This window comes from Akkermansia sp. 54_46 (assembly GCF_001917295.1).
Classification (GTDB): Bacteria; Verrucomicrobiota; Verrucomicrobiia; order Verrucomicrobiales; family Akkermansiaceae; genus Akkermansia; species Akkermansia muciniphila.
Window position 1 is genome coordinate 347,782 of sequence record NZ_MNUD01000035.1, and the last position, 16,692, is coordinate 364,473.

12 protein-coding genes and 1 pseudogene are annotated in these 16,692 nt (G+C 55.0%); 9 read left to right on the forward strand and 4 right to left on the reverse strand.

Annotated features, from left to right (window positions below; genetic code table 11):
* Positions 1-25: 25 nt before the first annotated feature.
* The 6 genes from lpxK to BHW66_RS10870 all read left to right on the forward strand — a co-directional run bounded on the left by lpxK (position 26) and on the right by BHW66_RS10870 (position 9,877).
* Positions 26-1,231: a tetraacyldisaccharide 4'-kinase gene (gene lpxK, locus BHW66_RS10845; RefSeq protein WP_046436791.1), complete on the forward strand. Its 1,206-nt coding sequence runs from the start codon at positions 26-28 to the stop codon at positions 1,229-1,231.
* 107 nt (positions 1,232-1,338) lie between these two features.
* Entirely contained in the window at positions 1,339-5,769 is a 4,431-nt protein-coding gene (locus BHW66_RS10850) for a M16 family metallopeptidase (protein ID WP_179219091.1), read from the forward strand.
* Positions 5,770-5,895: 126 nt separating this feature from the next.
* The gene (locus BHW66_RS10855; RefSeq protein WP_012419629.1) at positions 5,896-6,429 is read left to right on the forward strand and encodes a hypothetical protein; all 534 of its coding nucleotides are present in this window, start codon (positions 5,896-5,898) and stop codon (positions 6,427-6,429) included.
* Between the two features lie 33 nt (positions 6,430-6,462).
* Positions 6,463-7,965, forward strand: a complete 1,503-nt coding sequence (locus BHW66_RS10860; RefSeq protein ID WP_022198594.1) for a flotillin family protein — start codon at positions 6,463-6,465, stop codon at positions 7,963-7,965.
* A gap of 414 nt (positions 7,966-8,379) precedes the next feature.
* Entirely contained in the window at positions 8,380-8,913 is a 534-nt protein-coding gene (locus BHW66_RS10865; RefSeq protein ID WP_046436864.1) for an epoxyqueuosine reductase QueH, read from the forward strand.
* A gap of 31 nt (positions 8,914-8,944) precedes the next feature.
* Positions 8,945-9,877 (forward strand): LysR family transcriptional regulator, encoded by a 933-nt coding sequence (locus BHW66_RS10870; RefSeq protein WP_022198596.1) that lies wholly within the window; start codon positions 8,945-8,947, stop codon positions 9,875-9,877.
* On the opposite strand, the gene metF is transcribed toward BHW66_RS10870, so the two are convergent.
* Together metF and metE are read right to left on the reverse strand one after the other, a co-directional pair.
* Complete coding sequence (gene metF / locus BHW66_RS10875; protein ID WP_022198597.1) at positions 9,874-10,737, reverse strand: methylenetetrahydrofolate reductase [NAD(P)H]; 864 nt, start codon at positions 10,735-10,737, stop codon at positions 9,874-9,876. The two genes, BHW66_RS10870 and metF, sit on opposite strands and share 4 nt — an antisense overlap.
* Positions 10,734-13,007, reverse strand: a complete 2,274-nt coding sequence (gene metE, locus BHW66_RS10880; protein ID WP_022198598.1) for a 5-methyltetrahydropteroyltriglutamate--homocysteine S-methyltransferase — start codon at positions 13,005-13,007, stop codon at positions 10,734-10,736. Before metE ends, metF begins: the two co-directional genes overlap by 4 nt.
* Positions 13,008-13,185: 178 nt before the next feature.
* Between metE and BHW66_RS10885 the strand changes: the two genes are divergently transcribed.
* Positions 13,186-13,332, forward strand: coding sequence for an entericidin (locus BHW66_RS10885; protein ID WP_094139218.1), 147 nt, complete (start codon positions 13,186-13,188; stop codon positions 13,330-13,332).
* 269 nt (positions 13,333-13,601) lie between these two features.
* Here the strand turns inward: BHW66_RS10885 and BHW66_RS10890 are convergent, their stop codons facing one another.
* Complete coding sequence (locus BHW66_RS10890; RefSeq protein WP_012419632.1) at positions 13,602-13,745, reverse strand: hypothetical protein; 144 nt, start codon at positions 13,743-13,745, stop codon at positions 13,602-13,604.
* Between the two features lie 201 nt (positions 13,746-13,946).
* On the opposite strand from BHW66_RS10890, the gene BHW66_RS10895 reads away from it, so the two are divergent.
* Positions 13,947-14,828, forward strand: a complete 882-nt coding sequence (locus BHW66_RS10895; RefSeq protein WP_012419633.1) for a diaminopimelate dehydrogenase — start codon at positions 13,947-13,949, stop codon at positions 14,826-14,828.
* A 94-nt stretch (positions 14,829-14,922) separates the two neighbouring features.
* Here BHW66_RS10895 and BHW66_RS10900 read toward each other — a convergent pair whose 3' ends face one another.
* Positions 14,923-15,657, reverse strand: a complete 735-nt coding sequence (locus BHW66_RS10900; RefSeq protein WP_237973470.1) for a L,D-transpeptidase family protein — start codon at positions 15,655-15,657, stop codon at positions 14,923-14,925.
* Between the two features lie 222 nt (positions 15,658-15,879).
* Here BHW66_RS10900 and BHW66_RS12830 point away from each other — a divergent pair.
* Positions 15,880-16,449, forward strand: a pseudogene (locus tag BHW66_RS12830) (YdeI/OmpD-associated family protein).
* The last annotated feature ends 243 nt before the right edge of the window (positions 16,450-16,692 follow it).

Genomic DNA, 16,692 nt, shown 5'->3' on the forward strand with positions numbered 1-16,692 from the left:
TTCCAGGAACGCCGCCGGGCTTGCCATGAAATCCAGATCGGAAGAATTTGAAGAGTGGGGGACGGAAGTCATCTTCGGCCGTGCCAAGGGATTCCGCGCCGCCATGATGCGCATGATCCTGCGCGGCGCCTCCTGGCTGTTCAGGCTGGTGGTTCTGGCACGGCTGTATCTGTTTCATTCCAGCATCGCCAGGCAGGCCAGGCTGGGAATGCTGGTGGTCAGCGTGGGCAACATCACCGTGGGAGGAACCGGAAAAACCCCGGTGGTGGAACTGCTGGCCCGCACCCTTACCCGGCGCGGGCGCAAAGTAGCCATCCTGACACGCGGCTACAAGAGCTCAGAGCTGGATAAACCTCAGGAATGGAGGGACAAGGACGGCAGGCTGCCGGAAAATCTTCCCAAAATCGCCAGCGACGGGAAAACGCGCTACCTGGGCCCCCTGCATTCCGGAGATGAACCTTTCATGCTCGCCAAAAATCTGGACGGCGTGGCGGTGCTGGTGGACAAAAACCGCATCAAGTCCGGCATCTTCGCCATTGAGCACCTGGGGTGCGACACCCTGTTGCTGGACGACGGCATGCAATATTTGAAACTGGCGCATGAACTGGATATCGTGCTGGTGGATTGCGGCGCGCCCTTTGGCACCGGAGCCATGCTCCCGCGCGGCACCCTGCGGGAACCCAGGAGCAGTCTGGCGCGCGCCAGTTACATCATTCTGACCAAATGCGGCGGAAAGCCACAGGATGAGCTGATCTCCGCCATCAGGAAGTACAATCCCGTGGCGGACATCATCGTGAGCGACCACGGCCCCCGGTATCTGGAAAATGTGTTCACGGGGGAACGCCTTCCTCTGGAGGCCCTCCGGGGGAAATGGGTGGCGTGCCTCAGCGGCATCGCACGTCCGGAAAGTTTTGAAAACTCCCTGCGCTCCCTGGGCGCCCACGTGGAAATCTGCCGCAGGTTTCCGGACCACCACTGGTTTGAACAAACGGAATTGCAGGAATTTTACGACCGCTGCGCAGACCGGGCCATGGACATGATCGTAACTACGGAGAAGGATGCCGTGCGGCTGGAAAAACCGGAGGAAAACCCGGAGGTTCCTATCTATTTCCTGCGCATTGAGGTGGAAATTTACCAGGGCCGGGAGGCATGGGAACGTTGTGTAGACCGCATCTGCGGAATTTCAGAACCGCGCCCACGGGATGAATGGATGCCTTCTTCGTCCCTTTGACATGGTTCACGTTTCCTGAGGTTTTCCGGAAATTCACCTCTTTTATGCAGAGAAGGCCGCTTGACTTGCCCGGAAAATCGTGTGAAACAAAAAGGCAGTATTTTCCCATGAAGGCATTTACCATCACCTCCATTCTGGCTGCTGCGTGCCTGTTTCCGTCCTATTCGCCGGCCGGAGCCGCAGCAGAAAACAAGATTCAGGCTGCCTCAATGCAAACGGCGGCAGGCATTCCCAAGCAGGACCCCCAGCTTATCAAGGGGAAACTCGCCAACGGCCTGACCTACTTCATCCGCCCGAATGCGGAACCCAAGGGCCGGTTCAGCATCCGCCTGCGCGTCAACACGGGTTCTCTGAATGAAACGGATGACATCCAGGGCGTTTCCCACTTCCTGGAACACATGGTTTTCAACGGAAGCACCCATTTCAAGCGCGGGGAAATGATTCCCGCCATGCAGAAAGAAGGCCTGGGCCTGGGAGGGGACGCAAATGCGTACACCGCCTTTGACGAAACCGTGTACATGATGGACGTGCCCAGCATGAAGGAATCCACCGTGGACCTGGCTTTCACCATCATGCGGGATTTTGCGGACGGAGCCCTGCTGGAAGAAAGCGCCATTGACGCGGAACGCGGCATCATCACCAGCGAATACAAGGTGCGTGACTCCGCCGGTTACCGGGTCATGAAGGAAGTCTTCTCCATCATGCTGGACGGAACCCGCATTCCCGACCGCTATCCCATCGGCACGCTGGAAGTAATCCGCACCGCGCCGCGGGAAAAATTTATCAACTATTATCGGACTCACTACGTACCCAGCCAAATGCAGCTCGTCATCGCCGGGGACATCACACCGGAACAGGGAAAAGCCTGGGTGGAAAAGTATTTTGGCTCCATGAAGAAGGACAACTACTCCTTCCAGACGGACCGGGGCACGCTTAAAACGGCTACGGAAACCACCGCCCACTGGATTACCAACAAAGAGGCCACCAGCACGGAAGCCAGCATCAACATCGCCCGCCCCTACGTGAACAAGCCGGATACCGTCGCCAACCGCAACAAAGATATCCCCTTGAATGTGGCTTACGCCATGCTGAACCGCCGTCTGGAAAAGATGGCGAAGAATGCGGATTGCCCCTTTATCTCCGCGGAAGGAGGCCGCGCGGACATAGTGGAAGCGGCGGAAGTGGATTCCATTCAGACCCAGGCGGACTACAAGAATTGGAAAGCGGCTCTGGCCGCCATTGAACAGGAACTGCGCCGGGCCATTGAATTCGGCTTCAACAAGGAAGAACTGGCGGAGGCCCGCAGCAACATTACCGCCGCCGCGGAAAACGCCATCAAGTCCTGGGCTACCGCCAAGTCGGAAGACCTGGCTTCCGCCATCGCCCAGAGCGCCGCACGGGACAAGGTCTTCACCACGCCGCAGGAAGACTGGGCCATCTCCAGGGAAGTTGTGGAAAACCTGACACCCGAACAATGCCAGGCAGCCCTGAAGGAAGCCTGGACCGGAGCCTTTCCCCGCGTGATCGTCACTTCCAATAAGGAAAACTCCCAGGGAAGCGCCGAAATCATGAAAGCGTACCGGGAATCCCAGACCGCTAAAGTACAGCCCTACCAGGCGGACGGCCGCAAGGATTTTTCCTATAAGTTCGGGGATCCCGGCAAGGTGACGGCCCGTACGGAAACCACCGACCTGGGAGTCACCCAGCTCACCCTGTCCAACGGCGTGCGCGTCAACCTGAAGCCCACGGAATTTGACAAGGACTCCATCAACATCACCTTTGCCGTGGACGGAGGGGAACTGAGCAGGCCGGAAAAGGCCTCCGGGCTGGAACTTTTTGCGAATGCCGTCATGAACGGCGGCGGTTTGAAAGACCACTCCAATGACGAACTGGCCGCCATCATGGCAGGCAAGAAGGTAGGGGTAGGCTTCTCCATGACGGACCGCTTCTTCCTGCTTTCCGGAAACACCAACAGGGAAGACCTGGAAACGCAACTCCAGCTCCAGACGGCCTACCTGATGCACCCAGGTTACCGCCAGGACGGCGTTACCCTGCTCCGGCGGGCCATTCCCATGATTTATAACAAGATGGACCATGAAGTACAGGGAGCCATGAAGAAGCAGGTTCCGGCCATCCTTTACAGGAACAATCCCCGGTTCACCTTCCCCACTCAGGAACAGCTTACCTCCTACCAGATCAAGGACGTGCGGGACTGGGTGGATGCCCCGTTGAAAAACAACTACATGGAAGTGACCGTTACGGGAGACTTCAGGACGGAAGACATCATCCCCCTGCTGGAACGCACCGTAGGCGCAGTTCCCAAACGTGCGGAAGCTCCGGCAACGCTGGATGAAACGCTTCGCCATCCGGCCATGGCGGACTTCAATTTCTCCAAGGACCTGACCTATGACTCCTCCATTGATAAAACGATGGTCTGCCTTTTCTGGAAAACGCCCGGCGGAGAAAATAAAAAGCTGGCCCGCAGGCTGAACATGCTCAAGGCAGTTTTCTATGACCGCGTATTCAAGGGCTTGCGCGAAGACATGGGGGAAACCTACTCCCCTTCCACCGGCCTCAATATCAGTGAAACCTATCCGGATGACGGCTATATTATCACGATGAGTTCCGGCGTCATGCGCAATAAGGAGGCTGTGCGCAGCGCCATCGCCAGAATTGCGGACGACCTCGGCAAGGGAAATATCACCCAGGAGGAACTGGACCGTGCCCGTAATCCCATTCTTAACTCCATGGACCGCGCCCAGCGCGACAACGGCTACTGGACATCCCTGCTGAAAGACTCCCAGGCCAGGCCGGAACGGCTGAACCAGCAGAGGGAAAGCATTCCGGACGTAAAAGCCATCACCGTGGAAGAGGTCAACAAACTTGCCAAAGACATCTTCGGCAAGGGAGAGCATCTCAACCTGAACATTCTGCCGGATCACCCGGCTGCGGAAACTCCGCCTGCTGAAAAGCAGGCGGACAAAGCCGACTCTCCCCAAGCCGCCGTCTCTCCGGCGGCTTTTTGCGTTCGCACCACCGTCATAAAGACTGTCAACAAAGACTCCGGCAAGAACGGATATGCCATCGTTATTTCCGAAAAAACAGCCGCTATGCCGGACTGGAAGGCCGTAGCGGACAAACTGGCTGAAAAACACGGAGGCACCATCGTCACCGTGAAGGATTCCGTATTCTCCAGGCTGGACACGCTTAAAAAAATGGCTCCCCGCTTCATGGCCGTCGTCGCGCGCCCGGAGGAAATAGACCGGGTGCTGGTGAATGACCTGCACCGCCTGAGCCGCCGGCTGGACGACGACCCTTACGGAGACTGTATCTGGGGCATTGTCACAGGATACACCCCCCAGGCCGCCATGAGAATAGCCTCTGCAACGAAGCCTCTCGTCATCAGCCGCGCCATGGGAACAACCAATGTGGATTCCTCCCGGTTCAAAGACAGCATGAGCATCACGGACTGGCAGCCCTTCCAATACCTGGAACAGCATGGTTCCAAGGGCAAAGTGACGCCGGCTTTCTACACGAAAGGCCTGAAAGAACAGGACAAGGGGGATGAAACCACGCTGGGCGTAACGCCCAAGCTTATGGAATACTGGAAACGTTATTCCCCGCAGCTCTTCGTAACGGCCTCCCACGCAACCCAGTTTAATCTGGAAATGCCCTTCGGCAAGGGCCTCATCGTTTCCGGTAACAACCGGTTCTACGCGCTGGACAAAAAACAGTTCAGGGAATTCACCACTTTTTTGCGCGGCGTGCTCTTCAACGGAAAGGAAGACGACCTGCTCTCCTTCCTTAATAGAATTAAAGCGCCGGTGATTGAAACCAGGCCGGTTCCGGCAGTCTGGGTCGCGGCGGGGAACTGCTTGATCGGAGATGCCAAGAAGACGAAAAATTCCATGGCTGTCACCGCCCTGAGCCGCTACGGTTTCAACCAGCTGGTAGGCTACACCGTCCCTTCCTGGTATGGCAAGGGCGGCTGGGGGACGCTAGGCCTTCTGTTCAGCAACCATGACGCCTCCAGCCTGGCGGAAGCCTGGTATTTGAACAACCAGTTCATTCTGGATGAGACCATGACCCGCTTCCCCAAGCTCATGGACGTCCATTTCAACTCCCCGGATATCAATGGAATCAAGAATGATCCGGACTTTGCCAGGGGCATGAACTCCGCCGGATACGGCATGGGCAAGGACCAGCTGGGGCTTATCCACGATCGGGATACCGTGGCCTTTTACGGAGACCCCGCCTGGACGGCGCGCCTGGACGAATCCCGGGCTCCGTCCCCGTGGCATATCGACTGGAATGACCCGGCAGATGCCTCCAAAGGGTTCACCGTCACAGCCAACAAAGACGCCAAAGGTCGCCTGGGAGTCTGGTTCCCCAATCGGATCAACGCCGGCAAGGCCACCGTCACCATTGGAGGAACTGCCACTCCCATTGAAAAGGCAGGCCTGCTGACCAACGACTTCCTGCTGCTCCGGGAACTGGAACTCAAAAAGGGAGAAAAAGCCGTCGTGGAAATGGAATAAGCGTGGAAGAAAAACAAGTTGCAGGGATTTTTCCCCTTCCGTCGGCGGCCAAATATCCGGCCGCCGCTCTTTTTCCATAGACAAGCAGCCTCCAAACATGGATACTCCCGATAATCAATCCACCCTATGACTGATTACTCCATTTTCTTTATCATCGCCGTAGTAGCGACGGGCGTGGGAGCGCTCCTGTTTCTCCTGTCCCTGTTCGGGCTGGGGGAACATGATCTGGACTTTGATGCGGATTCCGGCGGAGCGGACGTAGGGTTGCTGTCCATCAAATCCGGCATCGGCTTTTTTCTGGGCTTCGGCTGGGGCGGCGTGCTCGCCCAGGGTCTGGACTGGGGGATGGCCGCTTCCCTGGCGGCGGCTTTTTTCACCGGCGTGCTGATGTTCCTGATCATCGGCATCTCCATGCGTTTCATTATGAGCCTTAAATCAGACGGCACCCTGAATTATGAAACCCTCAAGGGAATGACCGGCTCCGTTTACATCAGCATTCCCGGAAACCTCCAACGCGGCGGACAAGTTACAATCGCCCATCCCAGCCAGCTGCTGTACCTCCCTGCCGTTCAGGAAGGGGAACATCCCCTGCCCTCCGGAACCCCGGTGGAAGTGGTAGCCGTCACTGCGGGAATCGTCACCGTCAAACCTCTTCATTAACAAACACCCCAATCATCATACCCCAAGACGACTATGGACAAAATCATCCCCATCGCCATTCTGGTTCTCTTCATCATTCTGACCGCTTCCTGGCTGTTCAGCCGCTACCGCATGTGCCCTCCGGACAAAATCCTCATCGTCTTCGGGAAAGTAGGCACAGGCCAGCCGGCCAAATGTTACCACGGCGGCTCCACCTTCGTGCTTCCGGTTCTCCAGTCCTATAGCTACCTGGATCTAAACCCTATCAATATTGACGTGCCCCTCCAAGGAGCCCTTTCCTCTCAGAACATACGCGTGGATGTACCCTCCTCCTTCATCGTGGGCATCTCCACCCTTCCTGAAATCATGCAGAACGCCGCTGCGCGCCTGCTGGGCCGTTCCCGGGAAGAAATCCGCAACCTGGCCGCGGAAATCATCATGGGGCAGATGCGCGTGGTGATTGCCTCCATGACCATTGAGGAAATCAACTCCGACCGCGAAAAACTCATCAAGGGCATCACGGAAGGCGTGGACGTGGAACTGCACAAAGTGGGCCTCCATCTCATCAACGCCAATATCACGGACATCCAGGACGCTTCCGGCTACATCAACGCCCTGGGCAAGGAAGCCGCTGCGCGCGCCATCAATGACGCCACCATCAAAGTGGCGGAAGAAACGCGCCGCGGGGAAATCGGCAAAGCGGAAGCGGAAAAGGACCAGACCATCCAGGTGGCGAACGCCCGCGCCATCGCCATTGAAGGCCAGAACGAAGCCCAGATTAAAATTGCGGAATCCGCCGCCAAGCTGCAAGTGAAGCAGGCGGAGGCCAAAAAGCTGGCGGAAGTGGCCCAGAAGGTGCAGGAGGCTAAAACCCTGGAAGAAGCCTACCAGGCGGAAAAAGAAGCGGAATTAAAGCGCGCGGAACGCGAACGCGCCACGCAGGAAGCCAACATCCTGGTAACGGCCCGCATTGAAAAGAGCCAGCGCGAAGTGCAGGCCCAGGCCACGGCGGAAGTACTCAAACTGGAACAGGAAGGCAAGGCGCAGGCTCTGCTCATCCAGCGCAGGGCGGAAGCGGAAGCCATCCGCCAACTGGCGGATGGCGAAGCCCAGGCTACCCTCCTGAAGAAAAAGGCGGAAGGGGAAGGCATGGAAATGGTGGGACGCGGTGAAGCGGCCGCGATTGAAGCCGTGCTGGAAGGCAAGGCCCGCGGTTTTCAGCAGATCGTCCAGGCGGCAGGTTCTTCCGAGGCCGCTTCCAACCTGCTGGTGACGGAACAGCTTACCAAGATTGTGGAGCTCCAGTCCGGTGCCATTAAGGGGTTGAAATTCGACAAGGTAGTCGTCATGGGCAATGGAGGGAACTCCTCTGTGGGAGGATTCGTCCAGAATCTGGTAACGGATACGCTGCCCCTTCATGAACTCGGCAAAAGCGTAGGGCTGGAATTGCCCGCTTTTCTGGGCAAACCCATGGAAGGGAAAACCGCAGCTTCCTCCCCTGCTCCCGCAGCCGATGCCCCGGCGGCAGATACCGCAACCACCGTCAACCCGAGTTAACCCCTCCATCCCCGCCTTCCTGACGGCAACCGCCCCGCCACCCAGGGAAGCTTCCGAACGGTGTTCCGGGAATTCCCATGGCAGGGAGGAGCGGCCGCCTGACAACCTCTCCCGTAGCCGCACAGTCGAAACAAGCGGCATACCGCATTCCGATCATAGAGAATAAGCCGGACATGCCGGTGAACCCGCAGGACAGGGAGGCACTAGACAGCCTTGTTCATATTGACGCTGGACGCATGCCGCAGCGGAAAAGCCCACTTACCGCCAGAAGGTAAACAGAGTTTGAAACATGAAAAGAGAATCCGAATGCCTGCCTTCAAACCTAACGGGCAGATGGCGAAACGCCATATTGATTCATTATCCGTCATTGAGTATTGTTGATTTTCCCTGCTCATGGTACATATCCGGGCACGCATGAGTGTTCTGCTTCATATCTGCTGTGCGCCCTGTTCCATTTCCTGCATTGAAATGCTGCGGGAAGAAGGAATGGAACCAACCGGATTCTGGTTTAATCCAAATATTCATCCGTATAAGGAATACCAGGCCAGAAAGGATACGCTGGTCGAATACGCGGCAAAAATCGGTCTGAAATTGATTATGAGGGATGAATATGGACTGCGGCCCTTCATTCGCGCCATTTACCCCTCCCTGGAAAACCGTTGCGGAACGTGTTACAGGATACGTTTTGAAGAGACTGCACGGTTTGCCGCAGAAAACGGGGTCGACGGCTTTTCTTCAACCCTGTTCGTCAGCCCTTACCAGAATCATGAATTACTGAGAAAGACCGCTGAAAAAACGGCAGAGAAATTTGGAACCCGTTTCATTTACCGTGATTTCCGCCCCGGTTTCAGAGAAGGTCAGCAAAAGGCCAGGGAACTCCGGCTGTACATGCAGAAGTATTGCGGATGCGTCTTCAGCGAAGAGGAACGTTACCTGAAAAAGAAATAACTCCATTTTACCAGGCTTTTGCCTTTTCCCCATGACCCTGCAGCAGCTAAAATATATCATCGGCATCGTCAACAGCGGTTCCATCAATGAGGCTGCCAAACGGCTTTTCATATCCCAACCCAGCTTGTCCAAAGCGGTCCGGGAACTGGAAAATGAATTGAATTTTGAGATCTTCCGCCGTTCTTCCAAGGGCATTTCCCTGTCTTTGGAAGGGACGGAATTCCTTTCCTACGCGCGCCAAGTTGTGGAACAGGCGGAACTTCTGGAACAGCGTTACCTGAATACAAAACCTCTCAAACGCCAATTTTCCATCTCGACTCAGCACTACGCTTTCGCCGTCAATGCTTTCGTCAATCTCATCAAAAAACTGAACATCCAGGAGTACGAATGGACACTGAGAGAAACGAGAACCTTCGAGATCATTGAAGATGTCCATCAATCCCGGAGCGACCTGGGTATCCTGTATCTGAATGATTTCAACAGGCAGGTTATCAGCAAGCTTCTCAAAAAGAACGATCTCTGTTTCCATCCCCTTTTCCGGGCAGAACCGCACGTCTTTGTCAGTTCGGCACATCCCCTGGCGCGCCGCAGGCAGGTTTTACTGGAAGATCTGGAAGATTACCCCTGCCTCAGTTTTGAGCAGGGAACCTATAATTCCTTTTATTTTTCAGAAGAAATTCTCAGCACCATCGTTCACAGGAAGGAAATCCATGTCAGCGACCGGGCGACCTTGTTCAATCTTCTGATAGGGCTGAACGGCTATACCATCTGTTCCGGAGTTCTCAGCGAGGATTTGAACGGCTCGAACATTATTTCCATACCGCTCAAAACCAAGGAATACATGCTGGTCGGATGGATTGACAGGGAACAATCCCGCCCAAGCCGTTCAGCCCTTCTATATATAGAAGAGCTGAAACGGGTTATCACCGAATACGGCTATGAAGTAATCCGGACTGACGATTAATTCCGGATGATGGAGGCGGTAGCTTCGCAAATACGGCCGGCGACATACGGGTTATTCATCGTATACAGGTGAATGCCATCTACTCCTTGCGCTACGAGATCGATAATCTGCTCGACGGCGTAGGCGATGCCGGCATCCCGCATTGCGATGGGGTTATGCTCAAACCTTTCCATCATACGTATAAATTTCTTCGGCAAATGGACATGGCACAGGGAAACCATCCTCTCTATCTGCTTTTTATTGACGACGGGCATGATTCCCGCTTCAAGAGGGACGGAAATGCCTGCCAGATCCAGTTTTTCCCGGTAGGCGTGAAAAATATCGTTGCCAAAGAACAACTGTGAAATGAGATGGTCCGCTCCGGCCTCCACCTTGGTCTTGAGGTGGCGAATATCATCGACTATGCTTTTTGATTCGGGATGGCCTTCCGGATAGCAGGCCGCCAGAATGTGAAAATTTCCCTGTTCCTTAATAAAGGAAATGAGATCGCTGGCATAGGTGAAATCACGGCACGGTTCTCTGTCCGGGGGCAAATCACCGCGAAGGGCCAGGATATTTTCAATTCCGTTCCGGCGGAACTGTTCCAGAAGCTCCAACACATTTCCCTTCGTCAAGCTGATGCAGGGAAGATGGGCTACGCTCTCAACCATATAATCCTTCTTGATGGAGGAGGCGATGTTAAGCGTATCGCTGGTTCCCGCGCCTCCCGAAGCACCATAGGTCACGCTGATAAAATCCGGGTTCAATCCCTGCAAAGCGCTCAGAGCATGGTAAACCGTCCCGATCGGGGAAGTCCGCTTGGGAGGAAACACCTCAAAGGAAAGAACCCTCTTTTGGGGAAACAATTCGGAAAGCTTCATGACTGGAATTCCGTACGCAGGGCTCTGGCCGCCGCCGTCATATTTTTGAGGCTGCCTATCGTTTCCTCATTGCCGCGCGTCTTTAACCCGCAATCGGGATTGACCCACAGTTTTTCCGGTAAAATCTTCCGTAGCATGCGATGGAGATTTTCCATAATTTCCGTCTCTCCGGGAATACGGGGCGAATGGATATCATAAACTCCGGGGCCGATTTCAGTCTTAAACCCGCATTCTTTCAAGGCATCGAGAATGTCCAGATTGGAACGGGAAGCTTCGAATGTGATGACATCGGCATCCATGGAATCGATTTCCCGGATAATAGCCGCAAATTCGCTATAGCACATGTGCGTATGAATTTGCGTTTCCGGCCTGACCCCGCTATGCACGAGGCGGAACGAGGGAATGGCCCAGTCCAGGTACTCTCCATGCCAGTCGGAACGACGCAGAGGCAATTTTTCTTTCAGGGCTGCTTCATCTATCTGGATGATGCCTATGCCATGCTCTTCCAATGCCAGCACCTCCTTGCGGACAGCCAGAGCAATCTGCAGGGCTTGCTCCTCCAGGGAAACGTCTTCTCTGGGGAAAGACCAGTTCAGGATCGTGACCGGCCCCGTCAGCATGCCCTTGACCGGTTTGTTTGTCAGGCTTTGGGCATAGACGGCGTACTCCACGGTAATGGGGCGCATCCAGGAAACGTCCTCCCAGACGATGGGCGGCTTGACGCACCTGGTTCCGTAGGACTGTACCCAGGCTTTTTCCGTAAAAAGGAAGCCCTGCAGGTGCTCGCCGAAGTATTCCACCATGTCATTGCGTTCAAATTCTCCATGAACGAGAACATCCAGTCCTATCTTTTCCTGCAGGGAAATGCATTCTTTAATCCTGTCAAAGTTGAATTGCCTGTACTGCTCCCCGCAAATGAGGTTCTTCCTGAATGCCGCCCGGTTGGAGCGGACTTCCGCAGTCTGGGGGAAGGAACCTATTGTCGTCGTAGGAAACAGGGGAAGGCGGAAACGGGTTTTCTGAAGCTTTTCCCGCTCTTCAAAAGACGGGAATCTCGTAAAATCGTCAGGCTTCAAGGCGAATACTTCCGCCTGGACAGCAGCATTTTTTCCTATCCTGTCCGACTGAAACAAAGCATCATTGACTTGATAAATCTTTTCTGGCTCCGCGTTCTCCAGCGAAAAAAGAAAGCTAAGGTCCCGGAGCTCCTGCAGTTTTTCTTCGGCAAAAGAGAAGTGTTTCAAAGCATATTCCGGCAGTTTCGTCTCCTGAGCGACCGTATAGGGAACATGCAGAAGGGAGCAGGAAGTCCCTATGCCTATGCGGGCACCCGTTTTTTTCAAATCGGCCAGCAACGCCAGAGTCCGGGAATAATGATTGCGCCAGATATTCTTCCCGTTGACGACGCCTGCAAGAAGAAGCTTATCTTTCGGGAAACCATATTCTTTCACCAGGGACAGCGACTGCTTTCCTTCCACAAAATCCAGTCCTACCGCATCAATATCCAATCCGGCAACCTGTTCATAGCAGTCGCGGATATCTCCGAAGTAGGTTTGAAGAAGGACCTTCACCCGCCCCTTTGAAGGCAGCATGGATTCATACAAGCGGAGAAACAGGTCGATATCCTGCCTGTCCAGGTCACGGACAAGAGCGGGCTCGTCCAACTGCACCCATGCCGCGTCCAGCTCATGGAAACGGGCCAGAATAGCGGCATACGCCCGGGCCAACTCCCCGGCGACACTCTCCCGCGTGCGTCCCCCCGCCAATGAGGAAAGCGTTAAGAATGTAAACGGCCCAATCAGGACGGGCTTCGTTTCAATCCCGTATGACCGGGCTTCAAGGAATTCGTCAAAGGGTTTACTCCCGGAAATCTGAAGGGGGGCGGAATCTATCTCGGGAACCAGGTAATGGTAATTGGTATTAAACCATTTTTTCATGGCTAGAGCCTTGACATCCCCAGCCGGCCCCTGATAGCCGCGAGCCATCGCGAAATAAGTATCCAATGAAGAAATTCCCAAATCCCGGTACCGCTGGGGAACCGCATTTAACAAAACCGCAGTATCTAGCATCTGGTCGTAAAAAGAAAAATCATTGGAAGGGATGCCGTCAATGCCCGCCTCCATTTGTTTTTGCCAGTGCGTCCTGCGAAGGCGGCTTCCCGTCTCCAACAACGCCTCCGGTGCCATTTTCCCCCGGAAATACTGTTCCACGGCAACTTTGAGTTCCCGTGACGAGCCTATTCTGGGATATCCTGCAACTGATGTTTTCATGGTATTTTTCAATCTGTAATGAAATGCAGGCTTCTTATAGCAAATAGCGTTATTATTCGATAATACAATTATTCTATGGTATAATATAACAAAAAGCTATAACAAACTACTGCTTGCAGGTTCATTGACAAGAAACCGGAAGCAGGTTAGGATACGGCTTTCAACCTCTCTTCGACTAATGAATATCAAATCCGCCCTTTTGACGCTCGCCACAGCCCTCGCTCTCTCCTCCTGCAATACGATCAGCGGAATAGGAAAAGACGTGGAAGCCATGGGAAGCAAGATTGACAGCGCCTCCCAGGCCACCAGCAAGTCCATGCAATAAGGCCCGGGAAGTGCCGGACGCTGCTTTAAGCCCTCTTTTAATGGAAAAGAGGCAGTACTTTGCTTCCTGCCATTCTGCCCTGAATGGCAGTCATCCCCATGGGGTTCCCAACGAATTGGCAAGGTCCGGCTCCATCCTGCATGGAACACGCCAAACCTTTACGGCCACCCGGAAATCAGGGCATGCGGGCGGCAGCACATTTTTTACTGGAAAGCCGCTTCATCCGGGTGGATGAAGCGGCTTTCGTCCAAGGTCTCTACATGACCTTTTTACATGGCCCGGCTGGTGGAACGGGCGGCGGAATTAATGTCGCTGCCGACCGCTTCCACATCCTTGCCCACCCCGCCTATCGTATTGCAGGAAACGCACCCCAGAAGGGTGGCGATACTCAGAATAATCAATTTGCTTTTCATCGTTTTATTGGAAGAGTTCCGAGTAATCAGACTCTATTCCTCCGCCCCCCGTTCAAAGAACCGGCAATCATGCCGCAAAGCCCCCTGTCATTCTCCGTTCTTGCCATGCGTTCCCAAAACACTTAAAAAACATGCGCCAAAGGAAAAAAATGCCGGGCGGACATTCCGCCCCATTAGGAACCATTACTATTTACTACCAAGATGATTAAAGTAGCCATCGTAGGATACGGCAACATCGGGAAATACGCTGTGGACGCCTTGCGCGCCGCTCCCGATATGGAACTGGCAGGTATCGTGCGCCGCCCCGGCAGCGAAGCTGTACACGGCATCAAGACCGTAAGCGACGTGGAGGAACTGGGCCATGTGGACGCGGCCCTGCTCTGCACCCCCACCCGCAGCGTGGAAGAAACGGCTCTGCCCCTGCTCGCCCGCGGCATCAACACAGTTGACAGCTTCGATATTCACGGGGACATCGTGGCCCTGCGCCGTTCCCTGGGAGCCCAGGCAATCAAGCATGACGCCGTCTCCATCATTTCCGCCGGCTGGGATCCCGGAACGGACTCCGTCATCCGCACCCTGATGCTGGCCATGGCTCCCAAAGGCATCACGTACACCAACTTCGGCCCCGGCATGAGCATGGGCCACAGCGTCGTGGCGCGTTCCAAGGAAGGAGTGGCGGACGCTCTTTCCCTCACCATCCCCACGGGTTCCGGCGTACACCGCCGCATGGTTTATGTGGTGCTGAAAGAAGGCGCCAAATTCTCCGACGTGGAATTCGCCATTAAATCCGATTCCTACTTCAGCCATGACGACACCCGCGTGCTGCAGGTGCCCGACATCGACGTGCTGAAAGACATGGGCCACGGCGTGCTGATGGAACGCAAGGGCGTTTCCGGCTCCACGCAGAACCAGATGTTCACATTTGAAATGCGCATCAACAATCCGGCCCTGACCGCCCAGGTCATGGTGGCTTCCGCCCGCGCCAGCATGAAACTGGCCGCAGGCTGCTATACGCTGCCGGAAATTGCCCCGATGGATTTTCTGCCGGGCGACCGCGAAGAATTGATTGCCCAGCTGGTCTAACCCGGAGCATTCCGGACACACGGTATCAGGGGCGCTCCTGCCGCCCCTGTTCTGCGGGCCTTCCTTTATCCTCCGGTCCTCAACCGGAGGATTTTTATTGCTCCACAACGACCAGCCTGCCATGGACGGCCTTCACCCGGGCCGGAGTACGGGTCCGTTCCGTCCAGTCCCACGCTCGGGCCATGTCCGCCCAAAAGGCGGCGTGGGGAGAATCCTTTTCCTCTGACAAACGCGCCGGAGTGGGCACGAAGGGATAAATCTGCACGGGAACGTTTTTTTGCCCATGAACCAGAGCCTGTTCCACCATGGTATAAATCTCCTCAATTCCGGAATCGGTCATCGCCAGGCAGCCGATGGAAACATCCCGGCCATGCACCATGATGAAGCTTCCCGTCCGGTTCAGGGAGCGGTCATAGGCATTCGGATACCCGATGTTGAAAGACAGATGGTAATTGCTCCGGGGATTGAGCCCGGACGGTTCCACTTCATAAAAACCTTCCGGCGTTTGCCTGTCCCCCTCCTTCTCCTTGGGACCCAGTTTTCCGGACCATGCGGCAATCGGATAGCGCTTGGCAAGCATGTAGCATTCCGCCTTGTCCGGTTTCACCCACAGTTCCAGGACGGAGTCTTCCTTTACGGCCCGTAAAAACACAGGACTTCCCACCCTGGCGCCGCACGGCTCCAGAAAGGAATTCAGCACGGGCGTTACCCGTTTCCGCGCGATATCCGCACGGTTGGAGGATTTTTCTGCACATGCCATATTGAAAGCCGCTACGGCGGAAACCAGCAGAACCAGCCCCAGCAAGGACAGGACTACATTCTTCTTCATAAATCATCTATAATGGCGGTTTTTGTTTTGACAAGCAGAAAACCAGCCGGTTCTCTCCGAAGAAGGAAAAGGAAAAAACGGCGGAAAAAGAAGCGGTTCCTGAGAAAGGCGCCCTTCGCGAAGCTGTCCCCGGATAGAATCCATGTCTGTGCTGGAAATGCAGGCTCCGGAGAAGTATCATCGGCCCTCAGAACATCAGCGGAAGACCGACCTATAAACGCCATGGAAATAAACAACCTTCTTCCCATCACTACACGGAAGGAATTAAGAATATGGCTGGGAAACAACCACCTCACTTCCTCCTGCTGCTGGGTTCTCACAACGAGGAAACCTTCCCCACATGCCCTCCTTTATCTGGATGCCGTGGAGGAAGCCCTGTGCTTCGGATAGATTGACCGCACCCGCAAGAAGACGGCCTCCGGTTTCCTGGCCCAGCGTCTCACTCCCCGATCCAGAAAGAGTAAATGGTCCGAACTGAACAAGGAACGCGTCCGCCGCCTGGCCAGGCTGGGACTAATGACGCCCCACGGCGAAAAATGTCTGCCGGAAATGAACCCGGAAACGTTCCGTATTGACTCGTATATTTTACAGCTCCTTCAACAGGATCCGCTTATTTACGCCAATTTCCTGGCGTTTCCCCGGCTATACCGCCATGTGCGCCTGGATACCATTCAAATTAAAAAAAACCAGCCGGAACTGTTCTGCAAGCGCCTGGAAAAATTTCTGAAGAATACCCGTGAAAACAGGATGTACGGAGAATGGCACGACGGAGGACGGCTGCTGGAAAAGTAGACGCCAGGATCCCGCCATTTCCCTGCCGGACGAGCTCTGACGTTACCAGGCCGTTCCGGAATAAATCCGGAACGGCTCTGAAGGGTCAGGAGGAAGGCCTTTCGGGGGTGGGCCCCCCTCCTTGTGTTTTCTTTCTTTTAGAAATCGTAGCGGTAGCCGACGCTTCCGTTGACCGAGCTGGACCCGTCACGGATGTCCGCGTTCCCGTTCACGTAGATGGTTCCCTTCGTTCCCACCGGCACG